Source organism: Streptomyces sp. NPDC033270, from assembly GCF_055576575.1.
Genome location: NZ_JBVIRA010000001.1, coordinates 595,553 through 622,344, shown reverse-complemented (window position 1 = coordinate 622,344; position 26,792 = coordinate 595,553). Strand labels below are relative to the sequence as shown.

Sequence of the window (26,792 nt, the reverse complement as noted above, 5' to 3'; positions counted from 1 at the left end):
AGACGTCCGCCCGCGTTCCGCACAGCGCTGTCCCCCTTCAGCCGCTGGCTCCATTGAGCACGAATCCGTCGAAGAGCACAATGGGGGCATGAATCTCATCCCGGAACGGGCCCTGCTCGACGTCGCGCTGGAGGAGGCCCGTACCGGGCTGAAGGAGGGCGGCATCCCGATCGGAGCCGCGCTGTACGGCGCGGACGGTGCACTGCTCGGGAGTGGGCGAAACCGGCGTGTGCAGGACGGCGATCCGTCCATGCACGCCGAGACCGCCGCTTTCCGGGCAGCCGGACGGCAGCGTACCTACAGCGGGACGACCATGGTCACGACGCTCTCCCCCTGCTGGTACTGCTGCGGACTCGTACGTCAGTTCGGCATCTCGCGAGTGGTGATCGGGGAGGCCCGGTCCTTCGACGGTGGCCAGGCATGGCTCGCGGAGCACGGGGTGCAGATCGTGGTGCTTGACGACGCAGAGTGCGTGGCACTGATGCGCAACTTCGTCACGGCCAGCCCGGAGCTCTGGCGGGAGGACATCGGGGAGCCGGAGCTGGAGATGGAGCCGTAGCCGACGCGGCGTCTCAGGCTGGGCCTGACCGTGGCGGGCACGGCTGCGCGGGCACGGTGCGCGAGGGCGGCCTGCCTGATCATCCTGGGCGCCCCCCCCCCGGTCCGCCACGCCCGAACGGGACCCTCCCCGCGCAGGCACCAGGTGTGCCGGGCGGGCCGTGCCGGCGCTACGGGCACAGGTCGGGCCCGCCGGCCCAGTACTCGGCATCGACGCCACGGCCAGGTACTCGGCGTCGAGTCACAGCCAGGTGCTCGGCATCGACGTCACCCCGGCCGCGCTGACGGCCGCCGCCCGGCACGGCCGCACTCGCCACGGCTACCTGCTGGTGGTCGGCTGCACCCGGCCCGGCCTCAGCGCCATCGCCCAGCAGGGTGCACCGTCCGGACGCGGGCGGCCGACTCCGACTCAGCGGTCACACCATGTCTGCTGTGCGCATATATCCTTCGAAGTGTGATCAAACCTGGACAGCTGCGCCTCCGCCGTCGCCACGGCCGGGGGCCACTCACTCTGCTGTCTCCGGTCATCCTGACTGTTGTCATCGCCAGCCTGGCGTACGCCACTCCCCCAGAACTGGCTTTCAGCCGGCTCCTGCCCGCAGCGCCGACCCTCGCCGCCGCCATGTGGCCCGTGCTCCCCACCATCCTGCTGGGGACGGTCTGCCTTCTCCTCATGATCGGCCTCAGCCTCGTGTTCCCCGGCCTGGGGACATGGTGGACGGCGGCGGGCATCGTCGCCGTCACCGTGGCGGCCGCGTACGGAAGCCACGTCCGGCTCCGGCGGGAACGGACCCTGTTCCAGGTCCGGCTCGTCGCCGACGCGGCGCAGCAGGTGGTCCTGAGCCCGATGCCGCGCCGCTTCGGGGCCATCGAGATCGAGGCGCTGTATCTCGCTGCCGCGGCGGAGGCCAGTATCGGCGGCGACTTCTACGAGGTGGTCGACACGAAGTACGGGGTCCGGCTGCTGATCGGCGATGTGCGGGGAAAGGGGCTGCCGGCGGTGGGCTCGGCCGCGGCGATGGTCAACTCCTTCCGGGAGGCGGCCTACGACGAGGCCGACCTGGTCAATATCGCCCGTCGCCTGGAGGCCAGCAGTACCCGTTACAACGCCGCCTTTCCCCCCGAGGGCATGATGGAGCGCTTCGCCACCGCCCTTATCGCCGAGATCCCACGCGGGGGCGGCAGTATCGGAATCCTCAACTGCGGGCATCCCCCGCCGCTGCTCCTGAGCCGCGGGGAGGTCCGCGCCCTGGAGCCCACCGATCCCTCGCCGCTTCTCAACCTCGCCGAGCTGATCGGTGATCACTACAGCATCGACACCTTCGACTTCACCCCTGGTGACCTGCTGCTCCTCTATACCGACGGGGTCGCCGAGGCCCGCGACCGCGAGGGCGAGTTCTTCCAGGTGGCGGCCTGGTTGCGCCAGCAGGCCGCAGGGCGACCCGCCGAACTGCTCAACGCTCTTCACCATGACCTCCTCCACTACAGCAGAGGGCGCCACGACGACGACATCGCCGCCCTCGCCGTGCACTGGTGCGCCTCTCCGGAGCCGCTCGACGGTCAGAGGGATCAGCCCGTTTAGCCTGGATCCGCCGGTCGCGATGCGGAGGGCCACAGAACGGACAGCTCCAGCCGCCGCCCTCCCCCTCCCCCTCCCAGGCGTACGGCTACTTCTCCGTTCACTCGTGAGGCGTAACCGGGCGTGGGGTCGCCCGCTTCCGGGGCCCGCGCCTGGCACGCTGCGGCGGCATGACCACTACCAGCAACAACGCGCTCGTCGAGGAGTTCCGGCGGATGGACGCCGACGGCGACGGGGTCGTCGACCTCACCGACTTCCTGCGTGCCCCACGTAAGCTCCTCACCGCCCTCGGCATCCCGGAGGACACCCCCAAGGCCCAGGCCCTGATGCGGGCCAACGAGACCCAGTGGGGCTCCCTCCTCTCTTTGGGCGACGCCGACGGCGACGAGGCCCTGACCGCTGACGAGTACGTGACCATCCGCACCTCGCCCGAGTTCCGTTCCCCGAACCGTCCGGGCAAGGGGGAGGTCTGCCAGACCCTCTTCGCCGTCCTCGACAGTGATGACGACGGCACCATCAGCAAGGACGAGTTTCTCCGCGCGGCCGACTTCCTGTGTATGCCGCCGGACGAGGCGTCGGGCTACTTCGCGACGCTCGACAGCGACAACGACGGACAGCTGAGCGACAAGGAGTTCCTCAAGGCGGTCAAGCGCTTCTACACCAGCTGAACCAGACGTCAGCAGTCCATGGAGGCCCCCTCACAGGGGGCCTCCATCCTGTGAGGCCCCTTTGGGGATGGCTCCGTGCCCGGCACCTGAGGCACAGGAACGAGCGGGATCAGGAGCCTTACCCTGGTCCACGCCACGGGACGCGATTACCGGAGTCTTACGAGGGGCTCCGCAGCGGCCCCCGGCAGAGCCGAGCCTGATTTCCTGGGCGCACGATGACGGGGTGGCCGCCGGGCCGCCCCGCCCGCACCTCAGGAGGTCCTTGTGCCGCGCCGTGTTCGGCTGTCCCGCCGTACCCTCGTGCCCACCCTCGTCGTGCTGCTGCTCGCCGCCGGCTTCGGGCTCTACCTCTTCCAGCCGTGGAAGGCGTTCACCAGCACCACCGTGGACGAGGCGCTGCCGAGCGCCTCCGCACGCTCGATGAAGAAGCCGGGAACCTCCGCCACCCCATCAGCAGGGCCCCGGGACCTCGCCGAGGGTCGTTTCGTCACGCATGAGCACGCCACAAGCGGTACCGCCCGCACCGTGCAGCTGACGGACGGCGGCCAGGTGCTGCGCCTGGAGAACCTGAAGACCTCGGAAGGGCCCGACGTACGGGTTTATCTCTCGCCCCGGGACGCGGGCGCCGTAAAGACGGGGCTCGGCGACGGGGCCATCGAGCTGGGGAAGCTCAAGGGCAACCTCGGCAACCAGAACTATGCCGTCCCGAACGGCACGGACCTGTCGAAGTTCCGCTCCGCCGTGATCTGGTGCGCGAGGTTCTCGGTCCCCTTCGGCGCCGCCGATCTCGCTCCGGCTGCGAGCTGACGCCGCGTAGAGGGTGTTCTTGACGGCGTCGCCGGCTGTGGTTCGGGGAGGGTTGGGCGATTCAGGGCGTGCGGGGTCTGCCGGCCGTTCGTTCAGGCCGGCTCGCTGATGTTGACCAGCCAGGTGATGCCGAAGCGGTCCGTGCACATGCCGAAGACGTCGCCCCACATCTGCTTCTCCAGCGGAACCGCGACCGTGCCGTCTGCGGAGAGCTTGTCCCAATAGCCGCGCAGTTCGCCGACGTCGTCCCCGCTCAGGCTTACGGAGATGTTGTTGCCGGGCTTGTACTCCATCCCCGGCGGAGTGTCGGCGCACATGAGCGTAAAGCCGCTGTCGGTCTCGAGCATGCTGTGCATGATCTTGTCGGCGGCGGCTCCGGCCTCCTTCCCGCCGAAGTCACCGAAGGTGTTCATCGCCAGGGTGCCACCGAAGACCTTCTTGTAGAACTCCATGGCCTGCCGGGCGTCGCCGTCGAAGCTGATGTACGGGTTGAGTCGAGAAGGCACAAGATCTTCCTTTCATGATGGGGTGTCACTTCTGGCACATTAAGGGCTGTGCTGCCGGCAGTCGGGGCGACTCCCCGGGCGTCGAACGCCGGTCACGGGGAGTCGACGGCGGCGGCGTGCGCTCGGCGTCGGCCACACGCACGCCCCGATGATGTCCGCGCGGCGGGCATCACCGTCGCTGGGGCGCTGCAGCAGCGCCTCGCCGAGGGCGCAAGCGTCGGCAAGCGTCCTGCGCGTCGCCTGACAGCACACGGAAGGCGCCGACGAGGACGGCGCACCCCGGCTTCGGCTGGTGCCTCATACCGGGATGCGCCGCGAAGGGACGGTGGGACGGGTTAGTCGACGAGGGCGAATTCCGGCTCACGCGATGAGTTCTCCGTCGACTCGTCCGCAGGCTTGTCGGTCGTGCGCCGTCCGAGCACTCCGGACAGTCCGATGGCAAGGCCGATGGCCGAGAGGACGGTGACCGTGAGCAGCGCCGGGGTGAAGCCGGCGAGCAGGGCGTCGGGGCCGGTCTTGCCTTCGCCGCCGGCGGTGAGGACCGCGGTGACGATGGCGAGTCCGATCGCGCCGCCGACCTGCGTGGAGGTGTTCAGCAGGCCGCCGGCCAGACCCTGCTCATGGTCCGGGATGCCGGCGGTGGCCTGGATGTTGAAGGACGCGAAGGCCAGGGTGAAGCCGATGCCGAGCAGGATCATGCTGGGCAGCACACCGACGACGTAGGGGGCGTCCCGGTCGATGACGAGGAAGAGCACGTAGGCGACGAGGTGGGCGAGGACGCCGCCCGCGATGGTGCGCGAGGTGCCGATCCGTGCGATCAGGGGCTCCATCTGCGGCGAGCCGAAGGCGACGATCAGCGCGGCCGGAAGGAAGCCGAGCGCGGTCTGGATCGCCGACCAGTGCAGCACCGACTGGAAGTAGAGCATGACCACGAACTGGAAGCCGATGTAGCCGCCGAAGAACACCGATATGCCGAGGTTGGCCCGGGCCAGTGAGGACGAGCGGAGGATTCCGAGACGGACCAGCGGATGTGCACTGCGGCGTTCGATCAGGACGAAGGCGAGCAGCAGCACCGCGGCGACCGCGAACTGGATCAGCGTGTTCGGTGCGGCCCAGCCGGCCTCCGGCGCCTCCACGACGGTGTAGACGAGCAGCAGCATCGCGCCGACCGAGGTGATCGCGCCGGGGATGTCGTAGCCGCCGGAGGAGCGGGGGCCGTCCTTGGGTAGCAGGCGGTTGGCCGCGATCCACGCGATCACCGCGACCGGCACCGGCAGGAAGAACGTCCACCGCCAGCCGACCTGGGTCAGCAGGCCGGAGAGCACCAAGCCGGCAGAGTAGCCACTGGCTCCGAAGACGGAGAAGATGCCCAGCGCCCTGTTGCGCGCGGGCCCTTCGGCGAACGTGGTGGTGACGATGGACAGCGCGGCGGGCGCGGTGAACGCCGCCGCCATGCCCTTGAGTATGCGGGTGGCGATCAGCAGGGCTCCGTCGTCGACCAGGCCGCCGAGGACGGAGGCGGCGGCGAACACGGCCACCGCGGTCAGGAACACCCGGCGGCGTCCGAGCAGGTCGGCGGCGCGTCCGCCAAGCAGCAGCAGCCCGCCGTAGCTGAGGACATAGCCGCTGACGATCCACTGCAGCGCGCTGGTGGACAGGCCCAGGTCGGCCTGGATGGAGGGGAGCGCGACACCCACCATCGACACGTCGAGCGCGTCGAGGCCGATGACGAGGGAGACCGTGAGCAGAACTCCCCAGAGCTTTGCGTTCCACGTGGATGTGGAGGCGGACAGAGGTGCGGACGAAGTCATGCCGTGACTCTCACATGCATACGCATCGAATGCAAGCGCATTTAATCTTCGCGCATCAAATGCTGGCGCATGCTAAACTGACCGCATGATCGGTGGCACGGAACAGGAATTGGTCGAGGAGTGGCACGGGCTTCTCGCCCGTCATGCCGCCGTGCACAACGCTCTTGAGCACGATCTGCAGGCACAGCACGGCATCAGCGTCAGCGAGTTCGAGGCACTCGAACTCCTCGCCTCCTCCGACCACGGCAAGTGCCGGGGCCAGGACCTCACCCACGTGGTGCACCTGAGCCAGAGCGCCGCATCCCGTCTGGTCGCCAGGCTGGAACGAGGCGGCCTCGTCGAGCGCGTCATGTGCGATCTCGACCGCCGCGGCATCTTCGTCGTCCTCACCGACGCAGGCCACAAGCGTTACAGCGACGCGAAACCGACCCACCGCTCCGTACTCGCACGGAAGCTCCGCGGCGACGGCTGACCGGCCCCCGGCCCCGACAAGTCAGTGACGGGCCAGAGGCCTTGGATCCATCGGGTGGCCCGGGAGCGCGGCCGGCGGCCCGGCCCCCGGTACTCAGCGGCCCGGCCTCGCTCCCAGGAAGAAGCGCTGCGCCTCGCGGATGCCCTCGGCCAGGGCGTCCACCTCCTCCAGAGTGTTGTAGAGGTAGAAGCTCGCCCGGGTCGTCGCCGGAATGCCGTAGCGGACGCAGATGGGGCGCGCGCAATGATGGCCGACGCGCACAGCGACCCCCAGACTGTCCAGGACCTGCCCGACGTCGTGCGGGTGGATGTCGCGCACGACGAAGGAAACCGTCGCTCCGCGGTCGTCCGTCCCTGGCGGACCGATGAGCGCAACCCCCGGGATGTCCGCGAGCAGTTCGAGCGCGCGGCTCGTCAGGGTGTGCTCGTGCGCCGTGATCCGGTCCAGGCCGATGCCCTGGAGGTAGTCGACGGCGGCGGCCAATCCCACCGCCTGAGGGGCCATCGGGACACCCGGTTCGAAGCGGTGGGGCGGGGGCAGGAAGGTCGCGCCCTCCATGCTCACCGTCTCGATCATGGAACCGCCCGTGAGGAACGGGGGCATGGCGTCGAGCAGTTCACGCCGGGCCCAGAGTACGCCGATGCCGGTGGGCCCCAGCATCTTGTGCCCCGAGAAGGCGAGGAAGTCCGCTCCGAGGCTGCGCACGTCCACTGACCGGTGGGGGACCGACTGGGCGCCGTCCACCAGCAGCAGTGCGCCCACCTCGTGGGCACGCCGGGCGATGACGTCGACGGGGTTCACCGTGCCCAGCACGTTGGACTGGTGGGCAACGGCGACGATCTTGGTGTTCTCGGTGATGAGCTTGTCGAGGTCGTCGAGGTCCAGCCGGCCGTCGTCCGTCAGGCGGAACCACTCCAGGGAGGCTCCCGTCCTGCGGGCGAGCTGCTGCCACGGCAGGAGGTTTGCGTGGTGCTCCATCTCCGTCACGACGATCTTGTCGCCGGAGCCGATCGCGAGGCCGGAGAACTCGGGATCGGCGGTCACGGCGTTGCTCATGGCGTAGGCCACGAGGTTGATCGCCTCCGTGGTGTTCCTGGTGAAGACGACCTCGTCCTCCGGCGCGCCGAGGAACGCGGCAATCGTGCGGCGGGCCTCTTCGTAGAGGTCCGTCGCCTCCTCGGTGAGCTGATGGGCGCCGCGGTGCACCGCGGCATGGTGGTTCACCACGAAGTCCCGCTCGGCATCCAGGGACTGTAGGGGCCTGTGGGTGGTTGCCCCTGAGTCGAGGTAGACGAGGCGTTTCCCGCCGCGCATCACGCGCTCCAGGATGGGGAAGTCACGCCGGATCTCGTCGATGTTCAAGGCCTGCGTTCCCTGCGGTGACATCGTTCGCAAACTCCCATTTTCTGACGGCAGCAGAGCCGCCTTGCTGATCCAGGGGTGGGTTTGGGGGTAAGGGGCAAGCCTAGCTCCTCTCAGGGGTGACGATCAGTCAACTCTGTGTGCTGACAGCCGATATGGGCGGACGTGACGGGCGATCAGGGGCGGTAGTCAGCCACGCCGCGATGCATCGGTCTCAGCCAGGCGGCGCCCTGGCTCGAAGTGGTGCCGCACGTCCCCCGTCGCGCCACGGACGCGCGGTCGGCGGCCCTTGTCGCGCCGCCGACCGGGAGGTCTCCGGAGGCGTGGCGGCATCCCGTCCTCGGGGTACCGGCCGACGTGTCAGCGGCGGACACCCACGGCGAGGGCGTTGCCGCCTCGCCGGCTCGCCGTGCGTCGCGCCTGCTCGGACGCGATCCCCCGCCCTCACTCCGGATGGCCTCGCGCACGGCGCCCCGCCGGTCCGGAGCCGCGTCGGGACCACGCCGTCAACAGCCGACCGGACGAGACCGCGGGCAGGCTTGCCGCCACCTGCAACATCCTTTGACGAGGAAAGTCAAAATTGAATATGCCTTATGGGCTCACACGCCCTTAAACCTGCACAAGTTGACACTTGCGCACTCAACTCCGAAATACTGAATGATCCCTCGAAAACGTCTGCGGCTCAAAAATGCCACCCGCCACCCCACCGGATAAACAAATCGTTGCGTCGCTGTCCCGAGCCGCCTAAGATCCAAAAAATCTTGCAACTGCTCCACGGGGAAAGTCCTTGCTGATGTTTCACGGGCGAAAGCCCTAGAAAAAGGGGGGGATGTGGGTAGGGTCATCGGACTGGACATCGGCGCCAGCAAGTGGGTCGTCAGCGACAGCAGGAACCCGAATACACGCATCTCCGGCCGGACCACTGACGACTACGCGAGGTGTCTCGGTGAAATAAGCGAGGCTCTCGCGCCCGCGACCGGTGAGACCCTCCGGCTCGGCATCTCGTTCCCCGGCTCGCTGGACCGGCTCGGCGCGGTGCAGTCATGGCCGAGACGTCCGTCCTGGATCGGCTGCCATCTCCTTTCCCTCCTTCCGTGGGCCGACCCCGCGACGACCACGATCCTTGACGACGGAATCGCCGCCGCCCTCGGCGAAAAGGACCGGGCGGCCGCCGGGCTGGAAAGCTATCTCTGCCTCAGCTTCGGCACCGGGCTGGGCGGCGTGACGGTCGTCGACGGCATTCCACGGCCGTCCCGATCCGGCGACGCGCGCACCTTCGGGCACTTTCGCGTGCCCGGCTCGACGACGCCGTGCGGTTGCCGTCGGCAGGGTTGCCTCCAGGCCGTCGTGCTCGGCGAGCGGCGCGAGGTGTCGACGTACCCGGAGCTGGTGGCCGGAGCCAGGCGGGGCCACCTGTCCACCGTTGTCGCGGACTTCGTCATGTACTCAGGACTGGACGGAGTCGTACTGACCGGAGGGCTGCTCGGCCACGTCCCGGAATTCGCGGATTTCCTCCACCGCGAACTGACCGAGCATCTCGCCGACGGCAGCTGTCAAGCCCGCCTCTCGTCGACGCCTCATGAATCCGCCCTTTTCGGCGCCTTGCACACAGCTACCCCCACCACTGGCAGGGAATTGCATGCCATCGCTAGTAGTATTTGATCTCGACGGGACGCTCATTGACTCCAGGCGCGTCATGGAGCACGCGTTCAGGGAAGCCTACGCGGCAGTGCACGGAGCGGGCGAACCGCCGCTCGACGAGTTCTACGACCTCTTGGGCGACTCTTTTCCGAACATTCTCAGGCGATTAGACCTCCACCAGGACATGGCGGAGATGTTCAAGGCCGCGTCACAGCGCAGGATCTCCGACGTGGACGCCATTCCAGAGGCCCTGCAATCCTGTGTGGAACTGCACCACCGTGGGATACCACTGGCCATCCTCACGGGCAAGGACCGAGAACGCACCATGGAGATACTGGAGCACTTCTCGGTCGCCCCTCTCTTCGCCGCCGTGGCGGCCGGCTCCGACGGTTTTGCACCGAAGCCCGCACCCGACGGTGTTCTCCTGCTGTGCGAAAAGCTGGGCCACCGCGCCGCCGACACCATCGTGGTCGGCGACTCGGCCTTCGACATGAGGTCGGGCCGTCTGGCCGGCGCACTCACCATCGCCTGCACCTGGGGGATGGGACGGGTGGAGGAGCTCAAGCGCGAAGAGCCGGACCACTTCCTCCAGCATCCGGACGAACTGCTGCCTCAGCTGCTGGTGACGATCGAGCACCCAGGCCGTTGACGCCGACACGGTACCGAGCTGCCAGCAAGCACGACTTTACGGGGAGAGGCATCACAGACACATGGCCGAGCACTTACTCAGGGTCGGCGTCGTAGGTGTCGGCTGGATCGCGCAACGCGCCCACCTGCCCTATTTCGCCGGACAGCCCGACATCGATCTGGTCGGTGTGACGGACCACGATCCGCGGACTGCCGATGTGGCACGTGACCACGGCACCAGGGCCTACACCTCACTCGCCCGGCTTCTCCCGGACGTGGACGTCCTGTCCGTCTGCACTCCCGGGCCCACGCACTACGCCGTCGTTCGGCAGTGCCTGGAAGCCGGCAAGCACGTCATCTGCGAGAAGCCGCTGGCCATGAGGGCCGCACAGGCCGAGGAGCTGCTGCAGCTGGCGCGCGGGAAGGGCCTGGGCCTGTACTGCTGCATGACCAACCGGTACCGCGCGGACACCCGGCGGATGGCGGAGCACATCCGCCGGGGCGACATCGGCACGCCGCGCGCGCTGACGTTCTCCTGGCTCAGAACCCGCGGGATACCCGCCCGCCCCGGACCGCTGTCCCAGGGCGTGCTGTGGGACCTCGGATCGCACCTCGTGGACCTCGCCCTCTGGATGACCGGCTGGGAGGCGGAGAAGGAGGAAGTGCACGCGCGCGCCGTCAGGGTGTCGACCGGCGACGGCTCGTCCGTCGCCTCGTGGTACGAGGGCGACCGGGCCGCCACGCCCACCGTCCCGTACGACACCGTCTCCCTCGATTTCCCCGGCGCCCCGAACGCGCTCTGCCGCATCGAGGCGTCGTGGCACTCCGGACTCCCCCGGGACTCGTGCCGGCTGCTCGCCGTCGGCGAGGAGGGGGCGCTCCTGCTGCGCACGGTCTTCGGCTGGAGTCCGCATCGGCAGACGGTCGACGGACCGGCGCTGAGCATCAGCCGTGCAGGCGGCCCCTGGCAGGCCGCGCACGCTCCTCAGGACCGAGAACACACCGAATACTCCGCACAGTTCACCCATCTGACCAGTTCCGTAGCTGAAGGTCCGTCATGGATCACCGACATGGAGCCGACATTGCAGTCGATACACGTGCTGGAGAGAGCACAGGAGATCCTGGACCGAAGGGCGGCACGATGACCAGTGCCATTACGGCCCGACCGGCGAGCCTGGGCGGAACCCCCGTCCGCACCCGGGCCTTCCCCGTATGGCCGCCGACGAGCCCGCAGACCGAAGAGGCCGTGCTGTCCGTATTGCGCAGCGGCCACTGGTGGCAGTCGGGCAACGGCTGTGCCGAGCGCCTGGAGGAGTGGCTGGCGGCCCAGCACGGTGTGTCCGAGTGCGTCGCGGTGACGAACGGGACACAGGCGCTGGAGGTCTCCTTCCGCGCGCTGGGCATCGGGGAGGGCGACGAGGTCCTCGTGCCCGCGCTGACCTTCTTCTCGACCGCATCGGCTGTGGCCCTGGTGGGCGCCGTGCCCGTTCCGGTGGACGTACTGCCCGACACCCTCTGCATCGACGTCGCGGACGCCCGGCGCAAGCTCACCTCCCGCACCAAGGCGATCGTCCCCGTCCACCTCGCCGGACAGCCCGCCGACCTGGATGCCGTGACGGCGCTCGCGTCCGAGGCGGGACTGCGGGTCGTCGAGGACGCGGCGCAGTCCATCGGCGCCCGGTGGCGCCAGTCCCCCGCCGGGTCCTTCGGCGAGCTCGCCACCATCAGTTTCCAAGCGGCCAAGCTCCTCCCGGGCGGGGAGGGCGGCGCCGTTCTCGTCCGGGACGGCGGCGAACTGGCCGAGCGCGTACGCCTCTTGGCGAACTGCGGGCGCCCTCGCGGAAGTTCGCAGTACACACACATCGCGGGCGCGACCAACGCCCGCATATCCGAGATGCACGCCGCGGTGCTGCTGTCCCAGACGGAGGACCTGGACGCACTGCAGGCGCGCCGGGAAGTGGCCGGTATCGCCCTCTCCGAGGCGCTTCAGGCCTCGGGCAGCGCGACGACGATGCGGATCGACAGCAGGGTCTCCCGTATGCCCTGGTACATGGTGGTCCTCCGGCCGTCCGAAGCCGTGTTGTCGCAGCTGACCGTGGAGGAGTACGCGGCGGCGCTGACCGCGGAGGGGATTCCGGCGACCCGCATGTACCGCCCCTTCCACCGGACCGGGGCATTCGACGCATCGGAGATCTCCCGGTCGCGCTGCCCCGTCGCGGAGGAGGCCGCGGAGAGCACGGTATGGCTGCACCACCGACTGCTGCTGGACGGCAGTTCGGGCGTGCGCGACATCGTCGACGCCGTGGAAAAGCTCGAGCACTACCACCGTTCGCAGATCAACTGAGACATCTGGAGTGTCATCGATGAGCCAGAATTCCGAGTGGGTACTCGGCCTCGGAGGGTCCTCCCACGAGTTCTCCGCGGCCCTCATGCTGGGCGACGACATCAAGGTCGCCGTCGAGGGCGAGCGCATCAGCAGGGTGAAGCACGGCCGCGCGCTGTGGTTCCAGAACCCGCTTGCCGGAGCGGTGGACTACTGCCTCGACGCAGCCGGCATCACCCTCGCCGACGTCTCGCGCATCGCCTCCCACGACCTGCTGCCGTACAAGGTGCGGGACATCTATGCCGACACTCCGATGACCCTGTACTCGCACCATGTCTCGCACGCCGCGTCGGTGCACATGATGCTCGACCCCGGAGTGCGGGCCGCGGTACTGGTCTACGACGGCATGGGGTCCGTCACCACCTCGCACCAGGACCAGGGATCGCCGATACCCCGGGTGACCAGGGAGACGTTCTCCTTCTTCATGGCCGAGGGCGCGGAGCTGCGCTATTTGGGCGGCACGAACGGCCATGGGCTGCTGGAGCACGTCGACTACGGCAACGGCGTCACCAACTCCATCGGCATGCTGTACGAACTCGTCACCGTCGTCCTCGGGTTCGGGCCCGACGACGTCGGCAAGACGATGGGGCTCGCCGGGCACGGCACGCCGACGGCTCTGCCGTTGCTGAAGAAGCATGTCACCCTCGGCTCCGGCTTCTCGGACGTGTTCCAGGTCGACTTCTTCGCCGGGGACCTGGAGACCGCGCTGCGGGACTTCCTCACGCAGGAGTCGCACTCGTTCCAGGCCAAGGCCGATCTGGCGGCCAGCGTCCAGGAGCTGCTCAACGAGACCCTGCTCCACTGCTTCGCGCTCTTCGAGCAGGAGGAGTTCGACGTCTTCGCCATCGCCGGCGGCTGCGGCCTGAACACCGTGGCCAACGGGGTACTCGCCGAGCGGCTGCCCGAGGGGAAGAGCCTGCTGGTGGCGCCCCACTCCACCGACGTGGGGCACGCCTTCGGTGCCCTGTGGCTGGACCGGCAGGAGCGGACGGAGGGGCCCTTCACCCTCACCCTCAACCAGGCACCCCTGACCCCGGCCATCAGCCGCCCCGGGCGCCTCTACGACGAGGCCGAGATCACCGCCGCGGTCAACGCGGTCTACCCCCGGCTGGCACTCGACCCGGCGCTCTCCTCGCCCGAGCAGTTGGCGCACTACCTGGCGCAGGGGCAGGTGGTCGGGGTGTTCAACGGCCGCTCGGAGATGGGCCCGCGGGCCCTGGGCGGCCGCAGCATCCTCGGCGATCCCCGGTCCGTGGAGATGAAGGAGCGGATCAACCGCGGCATCAAACTGCGGGAGCCCTTCCGCCCGCTGGCTCCCATGGTCCTCGCCGAGGACTTCTCCGACTGGTTCTACCCCGAGGCCACACGCGACTACTTCATGCTCAAGATCGCACACGGGACGGAGCGCTGTCTGCGGGAAGCCCCCGCGGTGGTGCACGTCGACGGCGGCGCACGCGTCCAGGTCGTCGACGAGAGCAGCGATCCCTTCCTGGTCCGCCTGCTGCGCGAGTTCAAGCGCCTTACGGGTGTACCGATCCTGCTCAACACCTCGTTCAACAGGAGGGGCGAACCCGTCGTCGAGACACCGGCCGACGCCATCGATGCCTTCCTGGGACTGGGACTGGACGGGCTGTACCTCGACGGCCGGTTCTTCCTCGCACAGGAGCCGGCGAAGGGATGACCACGGGACTTTCCCTCTGCGCCTTCGTCGAACCGCAACAGGGAGCCGACCACGAGCAGATCCTGCAGTTCGCGCAAGCAGCGGAGGCGGCTGGTTTCGACGGGCTGTTCCTCTCCGACCACTACCTGGCGGAGGGGGACGTGCCCTGCGGAGCGGGCCCCTCCGACGCCTGGCTGACGCTGAGCGCCCTGAGCCGCGAGACATCGCGGCTGCGGCTGGGCACACTCATGACCGCGGCGACCTTCCGCCTCCCCGGCCCGCTCGCCGTGTCCGCCTCCCAGCTGGACCGGATGAGCGGCGGGCGCCTCGAAGTGGGGATCGGCGCGGGATGGTACGAGGCCGAGCACCGCTCCCACGGCATCCCCTTCCCCCCGACGAACGAACGGTTCGAGCGGCTCACCGAGCAGTTGGAGATCCTGCGCGGGTTCTGGCGGACCTCCCCGGGCGAGCGGTTCTCGTACCACGGTGTCCACTACCGCCTTGAGGACTGCCCCGCGCTGCCCGCCCCGGTGCAGCAGGGCGGCCCGCCGCTGATCGTCGGCGGGCGCGGCCCGCGTCGCTCACCCGCGGTCGCGGCCCGGCACGCGGACGAGTTCAATGTGCCGTTCGCCGAGCGCGAGTTGGTGGCCGCCCAGTGGGAACGGGCCGAACGGGCCTGCGCGGCCATCGGCAGGGACCCGCGCACCCTGCGCGCGTCCACGCTGCTGACCGTCTGCTGCGGTGCCACCGAGGCGAGCGTGGCCCGTCGGGAGAGCCGCATGGCTCCCTACGCGGGCGCGGGCAGGCAGGTGGTCGCGAAGGGCTCCCCGGAGGCCGTACGGGCCCGGCTCGAGGCGTACGCGGCACTCGGACTGCACCGGATCTACCTCCAGTTCCTCGACCTCACCGACCTCGACCAGCTGCACCTCATCGGTACAGAGGTGATTCCGGCCCTGCGCGCGGCCTGCGCGCCGCACCGGCAGAGCCCCGGGCCACACCGGTTCGAACCGGCACCGTCGCACCAGACCACGACGCGTTGAAAGGACAGCACACCATGCCCATCGTCACGCCCGCAGACCGTCCCGGCACCCCGGGGCGCTTCCCGCACACCTGGAGGCGCATGCTCCTCGACGACGGCACGACACCGAGCCCGGTCTCCATGGGCGAGCTGGTCCTCCACCCTGGCGCCTATGTGCCGCCCCACCGCCACGAGGTGGAGGAGGCGTTCTACGTCGTAGCGGGCCGGCCCACCTGCACGACCGGCGACGAGGTGTGCCACGCGGCCCCGGGGGACGCCGTGCTCGCCCCGGCCGGCGCGCTGCACTCCCTGCGCAACGAGACCGACGACGACGTCAAGCTCGTGTACTTCTACCCTCGCGCGGCGAAGGCGCAGGCCCACGGCATCGCAGCCGAGTACCCCGACCAGGACCCCACCGCCAACGGCTGAACCCGCCGCGTCAGGAGCCTTCGCCATGCACACCTCGACCGACACCCTCCAGGACCCGGCGCCGCAGACACCGCCGGGCCCCGCGGTGCAGCTCCTGGGCACGACCATGGGCGCCCGCATCACCGGGGTGGACCTCACGGCCCCGCTCTCCGCATCCGACACCGGGACGATCCTCGACGCCTTCCACGAGCACCGGGTCCTGCTCTTCCGTGGCCAGCAGCTGACACTGGATCAGCAGGTGGGATTCAGCCGTGCCTTCGGTAGGCTGGAGGAGCATGTGCTCAAGCAGTACCTCGCGCCCGGCACCCCCGAGATCCTGGTCATCAGCAACATCTTCCGGGACGGCAAACCCATCGGCCTCTTCGACGGCGACGTCGAGGAGTGGCACACCGACTACTCGTGGAACTCCCGGATGAGCCTCGGCTCCCTGCTGTATGCGGCCGAAGCGCCCGACGAGGGCGGCGACACGCTGTTCGCCGACACGACCGCCGCCTACGACGACCTGCCCCCCGAGACCAAGGAGCGCATCGCGGGCCTGGAGGCCGTCCACTCCCTGGCCCACCTCACGGAGCGGCAGCGGGAGTACAACCCGGAGAAGCCGCCGCTCACCGAGGAGCAGCGGCGGCGCACTCCCGATGTACGCCATCCCCTGGTGCGCACCCACCCGGTGACGGGGCGCAAGTCCCTGCTTCTGGGCAGCATGGTCATCCGCGACGTCGTGGGACTGCCACACGACGAGGGGCAGCGGTTGATCGAGGACCTGGTGGCGCACGCCACCCAGCCCAGGTACCTGTACCGGCACCACTGGCAGGTCGGCGACCTGGTGGCCTGGGACAACCGGGCGACGATGCACACCGTCACCCCGTGCGACCGGCAGCGGCACCGCCGACTGCTCTACCGGACGACGGTGGTCGAGTGAGCGACGCCGTCCGCGTGCCCGTCGCGCTGAGGGACCACGCCTACGACGTGCTCATCGGCGCCGGGGTACGCCACAGGCTGCCCGACGTGGTGGCGCGGCTGGCGCCGCGCCGGGTCGTGCTCGTCACCGCTCGGCCGCCGGGGCTGCTGCCGCCGCTGGGTGTTTCGACGACGGTGGTCGAGGCGGGCGAGGGCGAGGACTACAAGACCCTCTCCACGGTGGAGGACCTGTGCCGGACGTTCGCCCGACACGGGCTCCACCGCGGGGACCTGGTGGTGTCGTGCGGCGGCGGGAGCGTCTCCGACACCGTCGGTCTCGCCGCGTCCCTGTACCACCGCGGCCTGCCGGTGGTCCATCTGCCCACCTCGCTCCTGGCGCAGGTCGACGCGAGCGTGGGGGGCAAGACCGCGGTGAACCTCCCCGAGGGCAAGAACCTGATCGGTGCCTACTGGCAGCCCGCGGCGGTCCTCTGCGACACGGACTTCCTCCGCACGCTGCCCGAGCGGGAGCGGCTCAGCGGCTACGGGGAGATCGCCCGGTGCCACTTCATCGGGGCGGGGGATCTGCGTGGACTGCCGGTGGAGTCCCAGATCGCGGCCAGTGTCCGCCTCAAGGCCGGCGTCGTGGCCCAGGACGAGCGCGACAGCGGGCCACGGCACCTGCTCAACTACGGCCACACCCTGGGGCACGCCCTGGAGGTCGCCAGTGACTTCTCGCTGCGCCACGGTGAGGCCGTGGCCATCGGCACGGTGTTCGTCGGCGAGCTGGCCGGGCGCCTGGGGCGGATCTCTTCGGACCGGGCGGCCGAGCACCGTCAGGTGGTCGGCTCCTACGGGCTGCCGTGCGATCTTCCCGACGGCATGGACCCCGACCGTCTGGTCCTCCTCATGGGCCGGGACAAGAAAGCGTCGGGCCGGGGACTCACCTTCGTCCTGGACGGTCCAAGAGGCCCCGAGCTGGTGTCCGGCCTCCCCCCGGACGAGGTGCGGGGCGCGCTGCACGCCATGACCCCTCCACCCCGGTGAAAGGTGCGACACGTGACGGACGAAGTGCGGATTGTCGGCTCGGCGGCCGATCTCGCCGAGGCGGGCTGGGACGACCTGCTGCTCCCCGGCGACTACTACCTCTCCGCGGAGTGGCTGAGGGCCATCGAGGAGGGCGAGGGGGCCACCGCCTCGTACCTCACGGTGTGGCGCGACGGAGAGCTGGCCGGGGGGCTCACCGCCCACCCGCTGGACGCGGGCTCCTCGCCGTTCTTCCGCGTCGACGTGCTGCTGGCGGAGCACTCGCCCGGCTCGTCGCTGGTCGGGGGCGACGACCCGCTGCTCCCGGTCCTGACGTGCGGAGGCCGGCATCTGGGCACCTCCAAGGTGCCGCTGCGCGCCGACCTGTCCGCCGGTGCACGCCGCGAGGTGCTCGACGCGCTCCTGGGCGGCCTCACGGAGCACGCGCGCGCGTCGGGCGCCGCCGCCACCGCCTTCCTCGCCGTCGACAGCGCGGACGTACCCCTGCTCGACGCCCTCGAAGCCCAGGGGTACCTGGGCTTTCCCAGTGCGGTGCAGTCCGTGCTCCATCTGCCGCCCGAGGGCTTCGAGACGTATGTGCGGGGGCTGGACCGGCGCGGGCGCAGATACGTCAGGACCGACATGCGGAAGGTGGCGGCCGCGGGCTACACCTTCGAGGTCCGGGAGCTGGATGCGGAACTGGCCCATACGATCGCCCCGTTGGAGGCCAGCCTCAACGAGAAGTACGACGGAGTCACCGACCCCAAGGAACTCGCGCACCGCCATCTCCGCTACCTGGACTGGCTGCCGCGCGGCATGAAGGTCCTGCTCGCCCGCGCCCCGGACGGAGCGGTGCACGGCTCGATCACCTTCCTCGACTGGCGGGGCCGCCTCTTCGTCCGCAACTGGGGCAAGCACCCCGATGTCCCCAAGAACTTCCCGCTCTACTTCAGCAGCGTCTACTACGAACTCATCAACTGGGCCTACGCGAACGGATTCGACTCCATCGACTACGTGACCCACCAGGAACAGGTCAAACGGTCGCGCGGATGCACCCAGACCCGGAAGTTCGCCGCGCTGCGCGGGGTGTCGGCGGGCGTCCGGCAGCGGACGGCCCGGGAACTTCCACACCTCGTCAGCGCGGTTCGACAGGAGAGCACACATGACTGAGCAGACTGAGCAGACAGCACTGATCACGGGGTTCAGCAGCGCGATAGGCCTGGAGACGGCGAGGTCGCTGGCGCGGCAGGGCTTTGTGATCGCGGCCACGGGGCGGCAGCCCGCCGACCATCCGACGGTCCAGAAGGCGCTGGCCGACCTGCCCGCGACGACGCGGTACGTCCCGGCGGACCTGACCCGCGAGGACGACGTCGCCGCCTTGGTGTCCACCGTGACGCACCACTTCGGCCGTCTCGACGCGGTGTTCAACAACCACGGCGGAACCCTCGGGGTGAGCGGGCCGCTCGCCGGCCTGGAGGCGCGGGACTGGCACCGGGTGGTCGAGCTGAACCTCACCAGCACGATGCTGTGTCTCAAGCACCAGATGCGCTGGATGGGCGAGCACGGCGGAGGCTCCGTCGTCTGCACGTCCGGGGTGCTGGGGCACGACGCCACCGCCGGCATGAGCGCGTACGTCGCCGCGAAGCACGCGGTCATCGGTCTGGTGAAGTCCGCCGCGCTGGAGGGAGCCCCCTTGGGGATCAGGGTGAACGGGCTCTCCCCGGGGATGAGCGTACGCAACGAACCCGACGACGTCCGGGACGGCCGCGAGCGGGCGGCGGCGCAGAAGGTGCCGCTGGCGCGCCTGGGCACCGCGGCGGAGATCGCCCAGGCCGCGGCCTGGCTCCTGTCCGAGCAGGCGTCCTTCGTCACCGGTCAGTGCCTGGTGGCCGACGGCGGCTGGCTGGCGCAGATCTGATGACCGTGCACCAGGAGGAGGCGGCCGTCGCGGAGTTGGGCGAACTGGCCGCCGGTGTGGCGGCCGACTTCGGCATCGACGCGCCGGCGGTCACCTGCCTCGCCCACGCGCACAACACCACCTTCCGCATCGACGGCACGTTCGAGGGCGATCGCCGCTCCTTCAGCCTGCGCCTGTACCGGTCGGGCATAGGCACCCGGGAGCGGGTGGCGTCGGAGACCCGTGTCCTGGCCCACCTCCAGGCCCGCGGGGTCCGGGCCCCGGTGCCCGTCGCGGACCGGGGCGGCCGGACGGTGCACCGCACCCGGAACGGGACGCGCACCGGCAGCCGCACCGCGCTGCTGTGCGAGTGGATCGACGGCGAAGTACCCGACCAGGCGGCCTTCCTCGCCATGCCGCGCCCCTTGGGGCAGGAGATCGCCCGGGTCCACGCGGCCCTCTCCGGACCGGGGTCGAGCGGACTGCGCAGCGCCGGCCTCGTCCGGCCGCACTGGGACGCGCAGGGCCTGCTCGGCGGCGCGGTGGGAGCCGACCCCGCCGTGGCCGACACCCTGGCCACGGCGGGCGAACGCGAACTGCTGCGCCGGGCACGCTCCCTGGCACGGGCCGCCCTGACCCGCCTGCGCCGTGGCGACACCGGCGCAGCGCTGGTCCACAGCGATCCGCGCCGGGAGAACGTCCTGGTCACGGCGGACGGCATCACCCTCATCGACTACGAGGGGTGCGGCTGGGGAGAGCCCGCGTACGACCTCGCGGTGCTGCTCGCCGACATCCGCCGCGACCGGCCGGGGCAGGACGGCCAGGAGTTCCTGGACGCGGTGGTCGCGGGCTACCGTGAGGTCGGCGATCTCACCACCGCCCAGTACGAGGCGATCGAGGACCTCGTCGCGGGCCGGCTGGCGATCCACCTGACCTGGTACCTGTGCAGCACCGCGGACCCCCACTTCCCGCAAGACTCCGACTTCCGGCAGTCGCAGACCGAGTTGCTGTCCCATGCCGTTCGACGCTGACCGGCAGGGCTCTTCCACCCAGGAGAACGTACGCATGAACAGCAGTCAGCAGCGGCGCGTCGCCGTGGTCGTCGACGGGTACGCGATGGGCGGCAACCTCCCGCCCGCCTTCGCCGACCACGACACCGACGTGGTGCATGTGCAGTCCACGCCGGAGTGGCTGCAGCGCCTGACGCCGCCGGACCTGTCGCCCTATCTCGCCAACATTCCGTGGTCGAGCGAGGAGGAGGTCGTCGCCCGCCTCCAGGAGTACCGTCCCTACGCGGTGGTGCCGGGAGTGGAACCGGGCGTACCCGTCGCCGACCGGCTCAGCGAACTCCTCGGGCTCCCCACCAACGGAAGCCGGCTGTCCGCCGCGCGCAGGGACAAGTACCTGATGATCGAGCGGCTGCGTGAGGCGGGTCTGCGCTGCGCCGACCAGTTCCTGTCTCAGTCCGCGGACGAGATCGTCGCCTGGGCCGAGGCCCTGGGCCGGTACCCCGTCGTGGTGAAGCCGCTGACCTCGGCGTCCACGGACGGCGTCTACATCTGCAACGACGCCGCGACCGTCGCCCGCGCCGCGCGCCAGGTCCTCTCCAGCAGCACCATCTTCGACGCGCGCAACACCCACGCCCTCGCCCAGTCCTATCTGGACGGCGAGGAGTACATCGTCGACACGGTGAGCCGGGACGGCCGCCACTACCTCTGCGGCGTGTGGCGGATGGACAAGATCTTTCTGGGCGACGACAAGAAGATCTACGCTCGGGACGTGCTCATGGACTCCCACAGCGAACTGGTCGACAGCCTCGCCGACTACACCTACGGCGTCCTGGAAGCCCTCGGCATCCAACACGGGCCGGGGCACGCCGAGGTGATGATGACGGCCGACGGACCGGCCCTGGTGGAAATCGGCGCGCGGATGGACGGCCACCTGCAGGTCGGCTTCCACCAGCGATGCCTCGGCCACGACCAGGCAGAGCTGACCGCGCTCGGCTACGCGGACCCCGACTCCTTCCTGGGCAGGTACGCGGGCGGCCGCTACCAGCGGCGCGAGCAGGCCATCCTCTTCAGCGCCCACACGGCCCGGACCGGGGTGGTCGAAGGGCTCGACACTGACGTGGTCGCGGAGGTCGAGGCCCTGCCCTCCCTGCATCTGCTGACCCCCCTCCTGAAGACAGGCGCCGTCGTCGAGCCGACCGTGGACCAGTTGCGCATCCCCTTCCGGGCCTATCTGGCCGGTGAGGACTGGGGCCAGGTGGAGAAGGACTACCTGCGGATCACCGAACTCCAGGACCGGCTGTACCGGATTGCGGAGCTCGCGTCTTGACGGATCCGTTGAAGAGCGCGCTGCTCAGGGTCCAGACGGGGAACTCCCTGAGCGCCTTCGGCCACGGCTTCACGATCATCTTCCTCTTCGTCTACGTCGCCGACGTGCGGGGCCTCGGCCCGCGGACAGCGGGTGCGATCATGGCGACCCTCGCGGTGGCCGCCGTCGTCGTACTGCCCGTCATCGGCCGGGTGATCGACACCAGGGGCGCGGTCCCCACGGCGGTGGGCGGCGCGGCGGGCGCGGCGGCCGGCGCCGCCGGGCTCGGCCTGTCCGGTACGGCCGTACCGCTGTTCGCGTCGGCCGCGCTGCTCGGTGCGTCCATGGCGGTCATCCAGCCGGCGCTGGCCACCCTGATTGCCCAGTGCACGACGCGACACACGCGTTCGCGTGCCTTCGCGACCCAGTTCTTCCTGAACAACCTCGGCATGGGCGTCGGCGGTCTGATCGGCGGTTTCGTCGCCGACCCGGACCGCCCGACGACGTTCCTGCTGCTGTTCTTCGGCCAGACGGCCATGTTCCTCGTGCTCGGTGCGGTGACGGCATCCGTCCGCCTGCCGGCCGCGGTCGCGACGGCCGCCCGCCCCGAGGACGGCGAGCGGTCCGCGTCAGCCGACTACGGCAGGCTGCTGCGCGATCCGTCCATGCTGGTGACCTGCGCCTTGGGGCTCGTGCTGTTCTTCGTCTGCTACGGCCAGTTCGATTCGGGGCTGCCCGCGTACGCCGTTGCCGCCGTCGGCCTCTCCACCAAGGTCCTGGGCCTGGCGCTCACCGCCAACACCCTGCTCATCGTCGGGTGTCAGTTCGTCGTGCTCAGACTCACCCAGGGGCACCGACGCAGCAGCGTGATCGCTCTCGTGGGGCTGCTCTGGTTCGTGGCGTGGGTGCTCGCCGGGCTCTCCGGGGCGATGCCCGGGAAGGCGCCTGCCGCCGCGCTCATCCTCACGACGTACGCGCTCTTCGGTATCGGCGAGGCCATGCTGGCCCCGACGCTCGGACCGCTGCTGGCCGACATCGCGCCGACCGGTCAGATCGGCCTCTACAACGCGATGTTCACCTTCATACGGCACACGGCCCAGGTGCTCGGACCGCTCGTGGGCGGCCTCATGGTGGGGGCGGGGTACTTCACCCCGTACATCGTGCTGCTGGCCGCCGGAGCGCTGGCCGTCTCAGCCTGTGCCCTGATGCTCAGACGTACCCTCTCCCGTGGTCAGGACAGGCCCCTGGAGGCGGCGGGGGTGTAGCGGTCGAGCCCGCGTCGGCGGTGCGGGCGCGCGCCGGGCGCCGCAGAGGAGACCCGACGGGCGGAGGCGCAAGGCCGACCTTCCGCCTCAGTCTCAGGCGGTCTGCCACTCAACTGACCGTCCACGAGGCGCTTTAGCCGATCTTGACAACAACTGGGCCGAGGCACCACGCCCTCTCCCGCGCGGGCGAACCGACTGGCACGATGTCGAACATGACTGCCGGGTCGGTTTCACGCGCCGTGCGCGCCGCGATCTTCGCGGCCGTGTGCGTGACGACCGCGGCCCTTGGGCACACGCTGATGTCCACTCAGTCCCTGCCCTGGTGGGCTCTGGTCGCCGCACTCGGCGTGACGGGCTCGGCGGCGTGGCGGCTGGCAGGGCGGGAACGCGGTGCGTTGGTCGTGACCGGTTCCACCGTCGTGGCCCAACTCGGCCTGCACTCCCTGTTCGGCCTGGCGCAGTCGTGCCGGGGCGGCCCCGACTTGGGAACCGTCCGTGCGCCGCTGCCGACGCCACTGGGTGACGTCCCGGGGATGAGCGGTTTGGCGGGCATGACCCACGCGGCCGCGGCCTCCGTCGCCCACGCCGGCGATACGGGTGCCATGCACCGCCATATGAGCCAGCTGCCGATGATGCACTCCGGCCACGGCACCCTCGGCATGTTCTTCGCCCATGCGCTGGCCGCCCTGGTCTGCGGCTTGTGGATGTGGCGCGGCGAGGCGGCCGCGTTCCGGCTCGCCCGCAGCGTGGCCGCGGTCTGGTTCGCGCCCCTGCTGCTGGTCCTGGCGACGCTGGGCTGGACCGGTCGGAAACCGGCCACTCGCCCGGTGGCCGCTGCCGGTCATGTCCCGCGCCTGCGTGGGGTGCTCCTGCACCATGTCCTCTCCCGCAGGGGCCCGCCGAAGATCTCCCTCTGCTGCTGACCGCCCGTCCTGGGACCTTCCCGGCACCGTCCGGGATTCCACATTGCGGTCGTTGACGCCGATGCCGTCGATGCCGCGATGTTGCCAATGACGTCCGGGATCCCCCATTCCCCTGTTCCGCAAGGCGCATTGAATCGGTGGCGGGCGGAGTACCGGCGTGTCCGCACGGCTGCCTTCCTCATACCTCCGTGAGCACTGCTGTGCCCGGCACGCCGGCCCTGGCCCCGCGGCCCTCCGGCCTGCCCGTAGACGCACCCCGTCGACCGTCTCCCTGGACGCCGACACCGACCCTCCTACGGGCACTCGGAGCGCCGCTCAGCGACGGGGACGTGCCATGCCCTGGTACGGCCCGCATTCTCCGAAGGACATGTGGCGATGATTCCTGCCCTTGTTGGTCCGGCCCGTGGCAAGCGGACCACCGTGGACGATGAGCGGCTGACCAGCCTCGCGCTGGCCGCGCGGGACGGTGACCACGACGCCGTCGAGAGCCTCATACGCGGCTCCCACCACCATGTGTGGAGATTCGTGGCGCACCTGAGCGGCGACACCAACAGCGCCGACGACCTGGCCCAGGAGACCTTTCTGCGCGCCCTCACCAGCCTGCCGAACTTCGCCGGCCGCTCCTGCGCCCGCACCTGGCTGCTGTCCATCGCCCGCCGGGTGGTGATCGACCGCTACCGGTCCGCCGCCGCCCGGCCGCGTATCGCCGACGTCGACGATTGGCAGGCGCTCGCGGAACACCGCCAGCCCAGCGGCCTTCCGGGCTTCGACGACGGCCTGGCACTGCGCGAACTGCTCGACGCGCTGGACGGCGAGCGGCGCCAGGCATTCGTTCTCACCCAGTTGGTCGGGATGCCCTACGCGGATGCCGCGGCGGTCGTGGGCTGCCCGATCGGCACGGTGCGCTCCCGGGTGGCGCGCGCCCGGGCCGACCTCACCAAATGGCTCAGGTCCGCGGAGAGCTGCGCGCGGGTTTCCCAGGTGGCCGCGGCGTGACCGACCCCGGTTCCGGGTGATCATGGTGTTTCGCCGGTGCGCCGTCCGTACGTGCCAAGAGCGTCCGTCCAGGTCGGCGTACCGGCGATGCTGGGAGTCACTGCTTTGGCGCCGCTCACCCTGGAAGGGCCTGAATCCTGAACGTCTCCTGGGCGGAAGCCCTGTCTGCTGTGTTGCTTGTGGTGGTGCTGGGGTGTGCGGTGGTGCGCCCGTTCGGCTGGCCGGAGGCGGTGGTCGCCGTTCCGGCAGCGGGTGTGGTCGTCGCCACCGGTGCGATCTCGCTGGAACACGCCCGTGCGGAGGCCGAGCGGCTCGGACCGGTGATCGGCTTCCTTGCCGCTGTACTTGTCCTTGCCCAGTTGTGCGATGACGAGGGGCTGTTCCATGCCTGCGGGGCCTGGATGGCACGCACCGCCCAGGGGCGGCCGCGCCGGCTGCTGTTCCACGTGTTCGCCGCCGCGTCGCTGATCACCGCGGTGCTCAGTCTGGACGCCACGATCGTGCTGCTCACCCCGGTGGTCTTTGCCACCGCCGCCCGCCTCGGTGTCCGGCCCAAACCGCATGTCTACGCCTGCACGCATCTGTCGAACACCGCGTCGTTGCTGCTGCCGGTCTCCAACCTGACCAATCTGCTCGCGTTCACGGCCAGCGGGCTGAGCTTCACCCGCTTCGCCGCGCTGATGGCCCTGCCCTGGGTCGTCGCCATCGCCGTGGAATTCGCGGTGTTCCGCTGGTTCTTCGCCGCCGACCTGGACGCCGGCGCCTCGGCACCGGCCACCACCGGGCGCCGCGAGGTGCCGGTGTTCGCGCTGGCAACGGTGGCCGGCACGCTGGCCGGGTTCGTCCTCACCTCCGCGATCGGCCTCGACCCGGCCTGGGCGGCGCTGGCCGGTGCGCTGGTGCTGGCCGTGCGTGCCCTGGCCCGGCGGCGCACCACCCCCGCGGCGATCGCCCGGGCCGCGGCGGTGCCGTTCCTCGCCTTCGTCCTGGCGCTGGGCATCGTGGTCCGCGCAGTCGTCGACAACGGCCTCGCCGAGGCCTTGGGCAACGTGATCCCGTCCGGCACCACGCTCCCCGCTCTGCTGGGCGTCGCCGCGGTGGCCGCTGTCCTGGCGAATGTGATCAACAATCTGCCCGCCGTGCTGGTGCTGCTGCCGCTGACCGTGCCGAGCGGGGCCGGCGCCGTCCTGGCGGTGCTGCTCGGGGTGAACATCGGACCCAACCTCACCTACGCCGGTTCGCTGGCCACCTTGCTGTGGCGGCGCATCGTGCACCGCCACGAGCAGGAGGTGAACCTCAGCGAGTTCACCCGCCTGGGGCTGCTCACCGTGCCTGCCGCCCTGGTGGGTGCGGTGGTGGCACTGTGGGCCTCGTTGACCGCCATCGGAGGCTGATATTCGTGACCGTCATCGCCTGGATCACCGAGGGCACCTGGCCCGCCTGCGTGGACGCCGCCCGCGCCTACGCACCCGAGGACGCCGAGATCGTGCTGCTGTACGTCACCGGTCCCGAGGTGTCCGGTGCCGCGCACGGCGCCTACGCCGGCCTGCTCGGCCGCGCACGCCCCGAACGCGACCCCGGCACGGCGCTGGAACACCTGGCCGCCGCCTCCGCCGAACAACTCCTGACCGACGCGGCGGCACGCCTCGGACGCCCCTGCACGCGCCGTGAACGATCCGGCCGCGCCGAACGCGAGGTCGTGGCGGCTGCCGACGGCGCCGACCTGCTCGTTCTCGCCCGCGACGGCGACCACAGCCACCTCGGCCCCCACAGTCTCAGCCCGGCCGGCCGCTTCATCGTCGACCACGCCCCCTGCCCTGTCCTGCTGGTCTGGCCGGAACCCGCGCCGGGCATCGCCACCCTCCCGCCGCCGCCTTCACGCCCGCCCCATGACCACTAGGGCCTTTCCGACCCTGGCCCATCGGACAGGCCCTAGGGAGGGATGGCGGGC

Annotated in this window: 27 protein-coding genes; 24 read left to right on the top strand and 3 right to left on the bottom strand. The window is 70.1% G+C overall.

Annotated features, from left to right (window positions below; genetic code table 11):
• Window positions 1-88: 88 nt before the first annotated feature.
• From ACZ5XZ_RS02910 to ACZ5XZ_RS02890, 5 genes are all read left to right on the top strand, one after another.
• Window positions 89-559, top strand: coding sequence for a nucleoside deaminase (locus tag ACZ5XZ_RS02910; protein ID WP_468973936.1), 471 nt, complete (start codon window positions 89-91; stop codon window positions 557-559).
• Window positions 560-719: 160 nt separating this feature from the next.
• Window positions 720-1,016, top strand: coding sequence for a hypothetical protein (locus tag ACZ5XZ_RS02905; protein ID WP_468973934.1), 297 nt, complete (start codon window positions 720-722; stop codon window positions 1,014-1,016).
• The gene (locus tag ACZ5XZ_RS02900; protein ID WP_468973932.1) at window positions 1,013-2,140 is read left to right on the top strand and encodes a PP2C family protein-serine/threonine phosphatase; all 1,128 of its coding nucleotides are present in this window, start codon (window positions 1,013-1,015) and stop codon (window positions 2,138-2,140) included. Before ACZ5XZ_RS02905 ends, ACZ5XZ_RS02900 begins: the two co-directional genes overlap by 4 nt.
• A gap of 167 nt (window positions 2,141-2,307) precedes the next feature.
• The gene (locus tag ACZ5XZ_RS02895; protein WP_468973930.1) at window positions 2,308-2,805 is read left to right on the top strand and encodes an EF-hand domain-containing protein; all 498 of its coding nucleotides are present in this window, start codon (window positions 2,308-2,310) and stop codon (window positions 2,803-2,805) included.
• Window positions 2,806-3,069: 264 nt separating this feature from the next.
• Window positions 3,070-3,612: a DM13 domain-containing protein gene (locus ACZ5XZ_RS02890; protein ID WP_468973928.1), complete on the top strand. Its 543-nt coding sequence runs from the start codon at window positions 3,070-3,072 to the stop codon at window positions 3,610-3,612.
• 92 nt (window positions 3,613-3,704) lie between these two features.
• Here ACZ5XZ_RS02890 and ACZ5XZ_RS02885 read toward each other — a convergent pair whose 3' ends face one another.
• Entirely contained in the window at window positions 3,705-4,118 is a 414-nt protein-coding gene (locus tag ACZ5XZ_RS02885) for a VOC family protein (RefSeq protein ID WP_468973926.1), read from the bottom strand.
• Between the two features lie 335 nt (window positions 4,119-4,453).
• The gene (locus tag ACZ5XZ_RS02880) at window positions 4,454-5,929 is read right to left on the bottom strand and encodes an MFS transporter (protein ID WP_468973924.1); all 1,476 of its coding nucleotides are present in this window, start codon (window positions 5,927-5,929) and stop codon (window positions 4,454-4,456) included.
• Between the two features lie 85 nt (window positions 5,930-6,014).
• Between ACZ5XZ_RS02880 and ACZ5XZ_RS02875 the strand changes: the two genes are divergently transcribed.
• A complete protein-coding gene (locus tag ACZ5XZ_RS02875) occupies window positions 6,015-6,401 on the top strand; it encodes a MarR family winged helix-turn-helix transcriptional regulator (RefSeq protein WP_468973922.1) in 387 nt (128 codons plus the stop codon).
• Window positions 6,402-6,494: 93 nt separating this feature from the next.
• On the opposite strand, the gene ACZ5XZ_RS02870 is transcribed toward ACZ5XZ_RS02875, so the two are convergent.
• Entirely contained in the window at window positions 6,495-7,787 is a 1,293-nt protein-coding gene (locus ACZ5XZ_RS02870; protein WP_468973920.1) for a SufS family cysteine desulfurase, read from the bottom strand.
• 807 nt (window positions 7,788-8,594) lie between these two features.
• Between ACZ5XZ_RS02870 and ACZ5XZ_RS02865 the strand changes: the two genes are divergently transcribed.
• The 18 genes from ACZ5XZ_RS02865 to ACZ5XZ_RS02780 all read left to right on the top strand — a co-directional run bounded on the left by ACZ5XZ_RS02865 (window position 8,595) and on the right by ACZ5XZ_RS02780 (window position 26,741).
• A complete protein-coding gene (locus ACZ5XZ_RS02865) occupies window positions 8,595-9,425 on the top strand; it encodes an ROK family protein (RefSeq protein ID WP_468973918.1) in 831 nt (276 codons plus the stop codon).
• A 34-nt stretch (window positions 9,426-9,459) separates the two neighbouring features.
• Window positions 9,460-10,053 (top strand): HAD family hydrolase, encoded by a 594-nt coding sequence (locus tag ACZ5XZ_RS02860; protein WP_468973916.1) that lies wholly within the window; start codon window positions 9,460-9,462, stop codon window positions 10,051-10,053.
• 61 nt (window positions 10,054-10,114) lie between these two features.
• A complete protein-coding gene (locus ACZ5XZ_RS02855; RefSeq protein WP_468973913.1) occupies window positions 10,115-11,176 on the top strand; it encodes a Gfo/Idh/MocA family protein in 1,062 nt (353 codons plus the stop codon).
• Window positions 11,173-12,375, top strand: coding sequence for a DegT/DnrJ/EryC1/StrS family aminotransferase (locus ACZ5XZ_RS02850; protein ID WP_468973911.1), 1,203 nt, complete (start codon window positions 11,173-11,175; stop codon window positions 12,373-12,375). The genes ACZ5XZ_RS02855 and ACZ5XZ_RS02850 overlap by 4 nt, the downstream gene beginning before the upstream one ends.
• A 19-nt stretch (window positions 12,376-12,394) precedes the next feature.
• Window positions 12,395-14,095, top strand: coding sequence for a carbamoyltransferase C-terminal domain-containing protein (locus tag ACZ5XZ_RS02845; protein ID WP_468973908.1), 1,701 nt, complete (start codon window positions 12,395-12,397; stop codon window positions 14,093-14,095).
• On the top strand, window positions 14,092-15,114 hold the full coding sequence (locus tag ACZ5XZ_RS02840; protein WP_468973906.1) for a TIGR03560 family F420-dependent LLM class oxidoreductase: 1,023 nt from the start codon (window positions 14,092-14,094) through the stop codon (window positions 15,112-15,114). Before ACZ5XZ_RS02845 ends, ACZ5XZ_RS02840 begins: the two co-directional genes overlap by 4 nt.
• A 14-nt stretch (window positions 15,115-15,128) precedes the next feature.
• Window positions 15,129-15,521 (top strand): cupin domain-containing protein, encoded by a 393-nt coding sequence (locus tag ACZ5XZ_RS02835; RefSeq protein ID WP_468973904.1) that lies wholly within the window; start codon window positions 15,129-15,131, stop codon window positions 15,519-15,521.
• Between the two features lie 25 nt (window positions 15,522-15,546).
• Window positions 15,547-16,440, top strand: coding sequence for a TauD/TfdA dioxygenase family protein (locus tag ACZ5XZ_RS02830; RefSeq protein WP_468973901.1), 894 nt, complete (start codon window positions 15,547-15,549; stop codon window positions 16,438-16,440).
• Window positions 16,437-17,465 (top strand): 3-dehydroquinate synthase, encoded by a 1,029-nt coding sequence (locus ACZ5XZ_RS02825; RefSeq protein WP_468973899.1) that lies wholly within the window; start codon window positions 16,437-16,439, stop codon window positions 17,463-17,465. The genes ACZ5XZ_RS02830 and ACZ5XZ_RS02825 overlap by 4 nt, the downstream gene beginning before the upstream one ends.
• Window positions 17,466-17,477: 12 nt before the next feature.
• Window positions 17,478-18,614 (top strand): peptidogalycan biosysnthesis protein, encoded by a 1,137-nt coding sequence (locus ACZ5XZ_RS02820; protein WP_468973898.1) that lies wholly within the window; start codon window positions 17,478-17,480, stop codon window positions 18,612-18,614.
• A complete protein-coding gene (locus ACZ5XZ_RS02815) occupies window positions 18,607-19,362 on the top strand; it encodes an SDR family NAD(P)-dependent oxidoreductase (protein WP_468973896.1) in 756 nt (251 codons plus the stop codon). The genes ACZ5XZ_RS02820 and ACZ5XZ_RS02815 overlap by 8 nt, the downstream gene beginning before the upstream one ends.
• Complete coding sequence (locus ACZ5XZ_RS02810; RefSeq protein WP_468973894.1) at window positions 19,362-20,372, top strand: phosphotransferase enzyme family protein; 1,011 nt, start codon at window positions 19,362-19,364, stop codon at window positions 20,370-20,372. Before ACZ5XZ_RS02815 ends, ACZ5XZ_RS02810 begins: the two co-directional genes overlap by 1 nt.
• 34 nt (window positions 20,373-20,406) lie before the next feature.
• Window positions 20,407-21,678 (top strand): ATP-grasp domain-containing protein, encoded by a 1,272-nt coding sequence (locus ACZ5XZ_RS02805; protein ID WP_468973892.1) that lies wholly within the window; start codon window positions 20,407-20,409, stop codon window positions 21,676-21,678.
• Window positions 21,675-22,922 carry an MFS transporter gene (locus ACZ5XZ_RS02800; protein WP_468973890.1) on the top strand — a complete coding sequence of 416 codons (1,248 nt, stop codon included), beginning with the start codon at window positions 21,675-21,677 and terminating at the stop codon, window positions 22,920-22,922. The genes ACZ5XZ_RS02805 and ACZ5XZ_RS02800 overlap by 4 nt, the downstream gene beginning before the upstream one ends.
• Window positions 22,923-23,134: 212 nt before the next feature.
• Window positions 23,135-23,845 (top strand): hypothetical protein, encoded by a 711-nt coding sequence (locus ACZ5XZ_RS02795; RefSeq protein ID WP_468973888.1) that lies wholly within the window; start codon window positions 23,135-23,137, stop codon window positions 23,843-23,845.
• Between the two features lie 375 nt (window positions 23,846-24,220).
• Window positions 24,221-24,841: a sigma-70 family RNA polymerase sigma factor gene (locus tag ACZ5XZ_RS02790; RefSeq protein WP_468973886.1), complete on the top strand. Its 621-nt coding sequence runs from the start codon at window positions 24,221-24,223 to the stop codon at window positions 24,839-24,841.
• 137 nt (window positions 24,842-24,978) lie between these two features.
• The gene (locus ACZ5XZ_RS02785; RefSeq protein WP_468974170.1) at window positions 24,979-26,235 is read left to right on the top strand and encodes an SLC13 family permease; all 1,257 of its coding nucleotides are present in this window, start codon (window positions 24,979-24,981) and stop codon (window positions 26,233-26,235) included.
• Window positions 26,236-26,240: 5 nt separating this feature from the next.
• Window positions 26,241-26,741: a universal stress protein gene (locus tag ACZ5XZ_RS02780; RefSeq protein WP_468973884.1), complete on the top strand. Its 501-nt coding sequence runs from the start codon at window positions 26,241-26,243 to the stop codon at window positions 26,739-26,741.
• Window positions 26,742-26,792 lie beyond the last annotated feature (51 nt).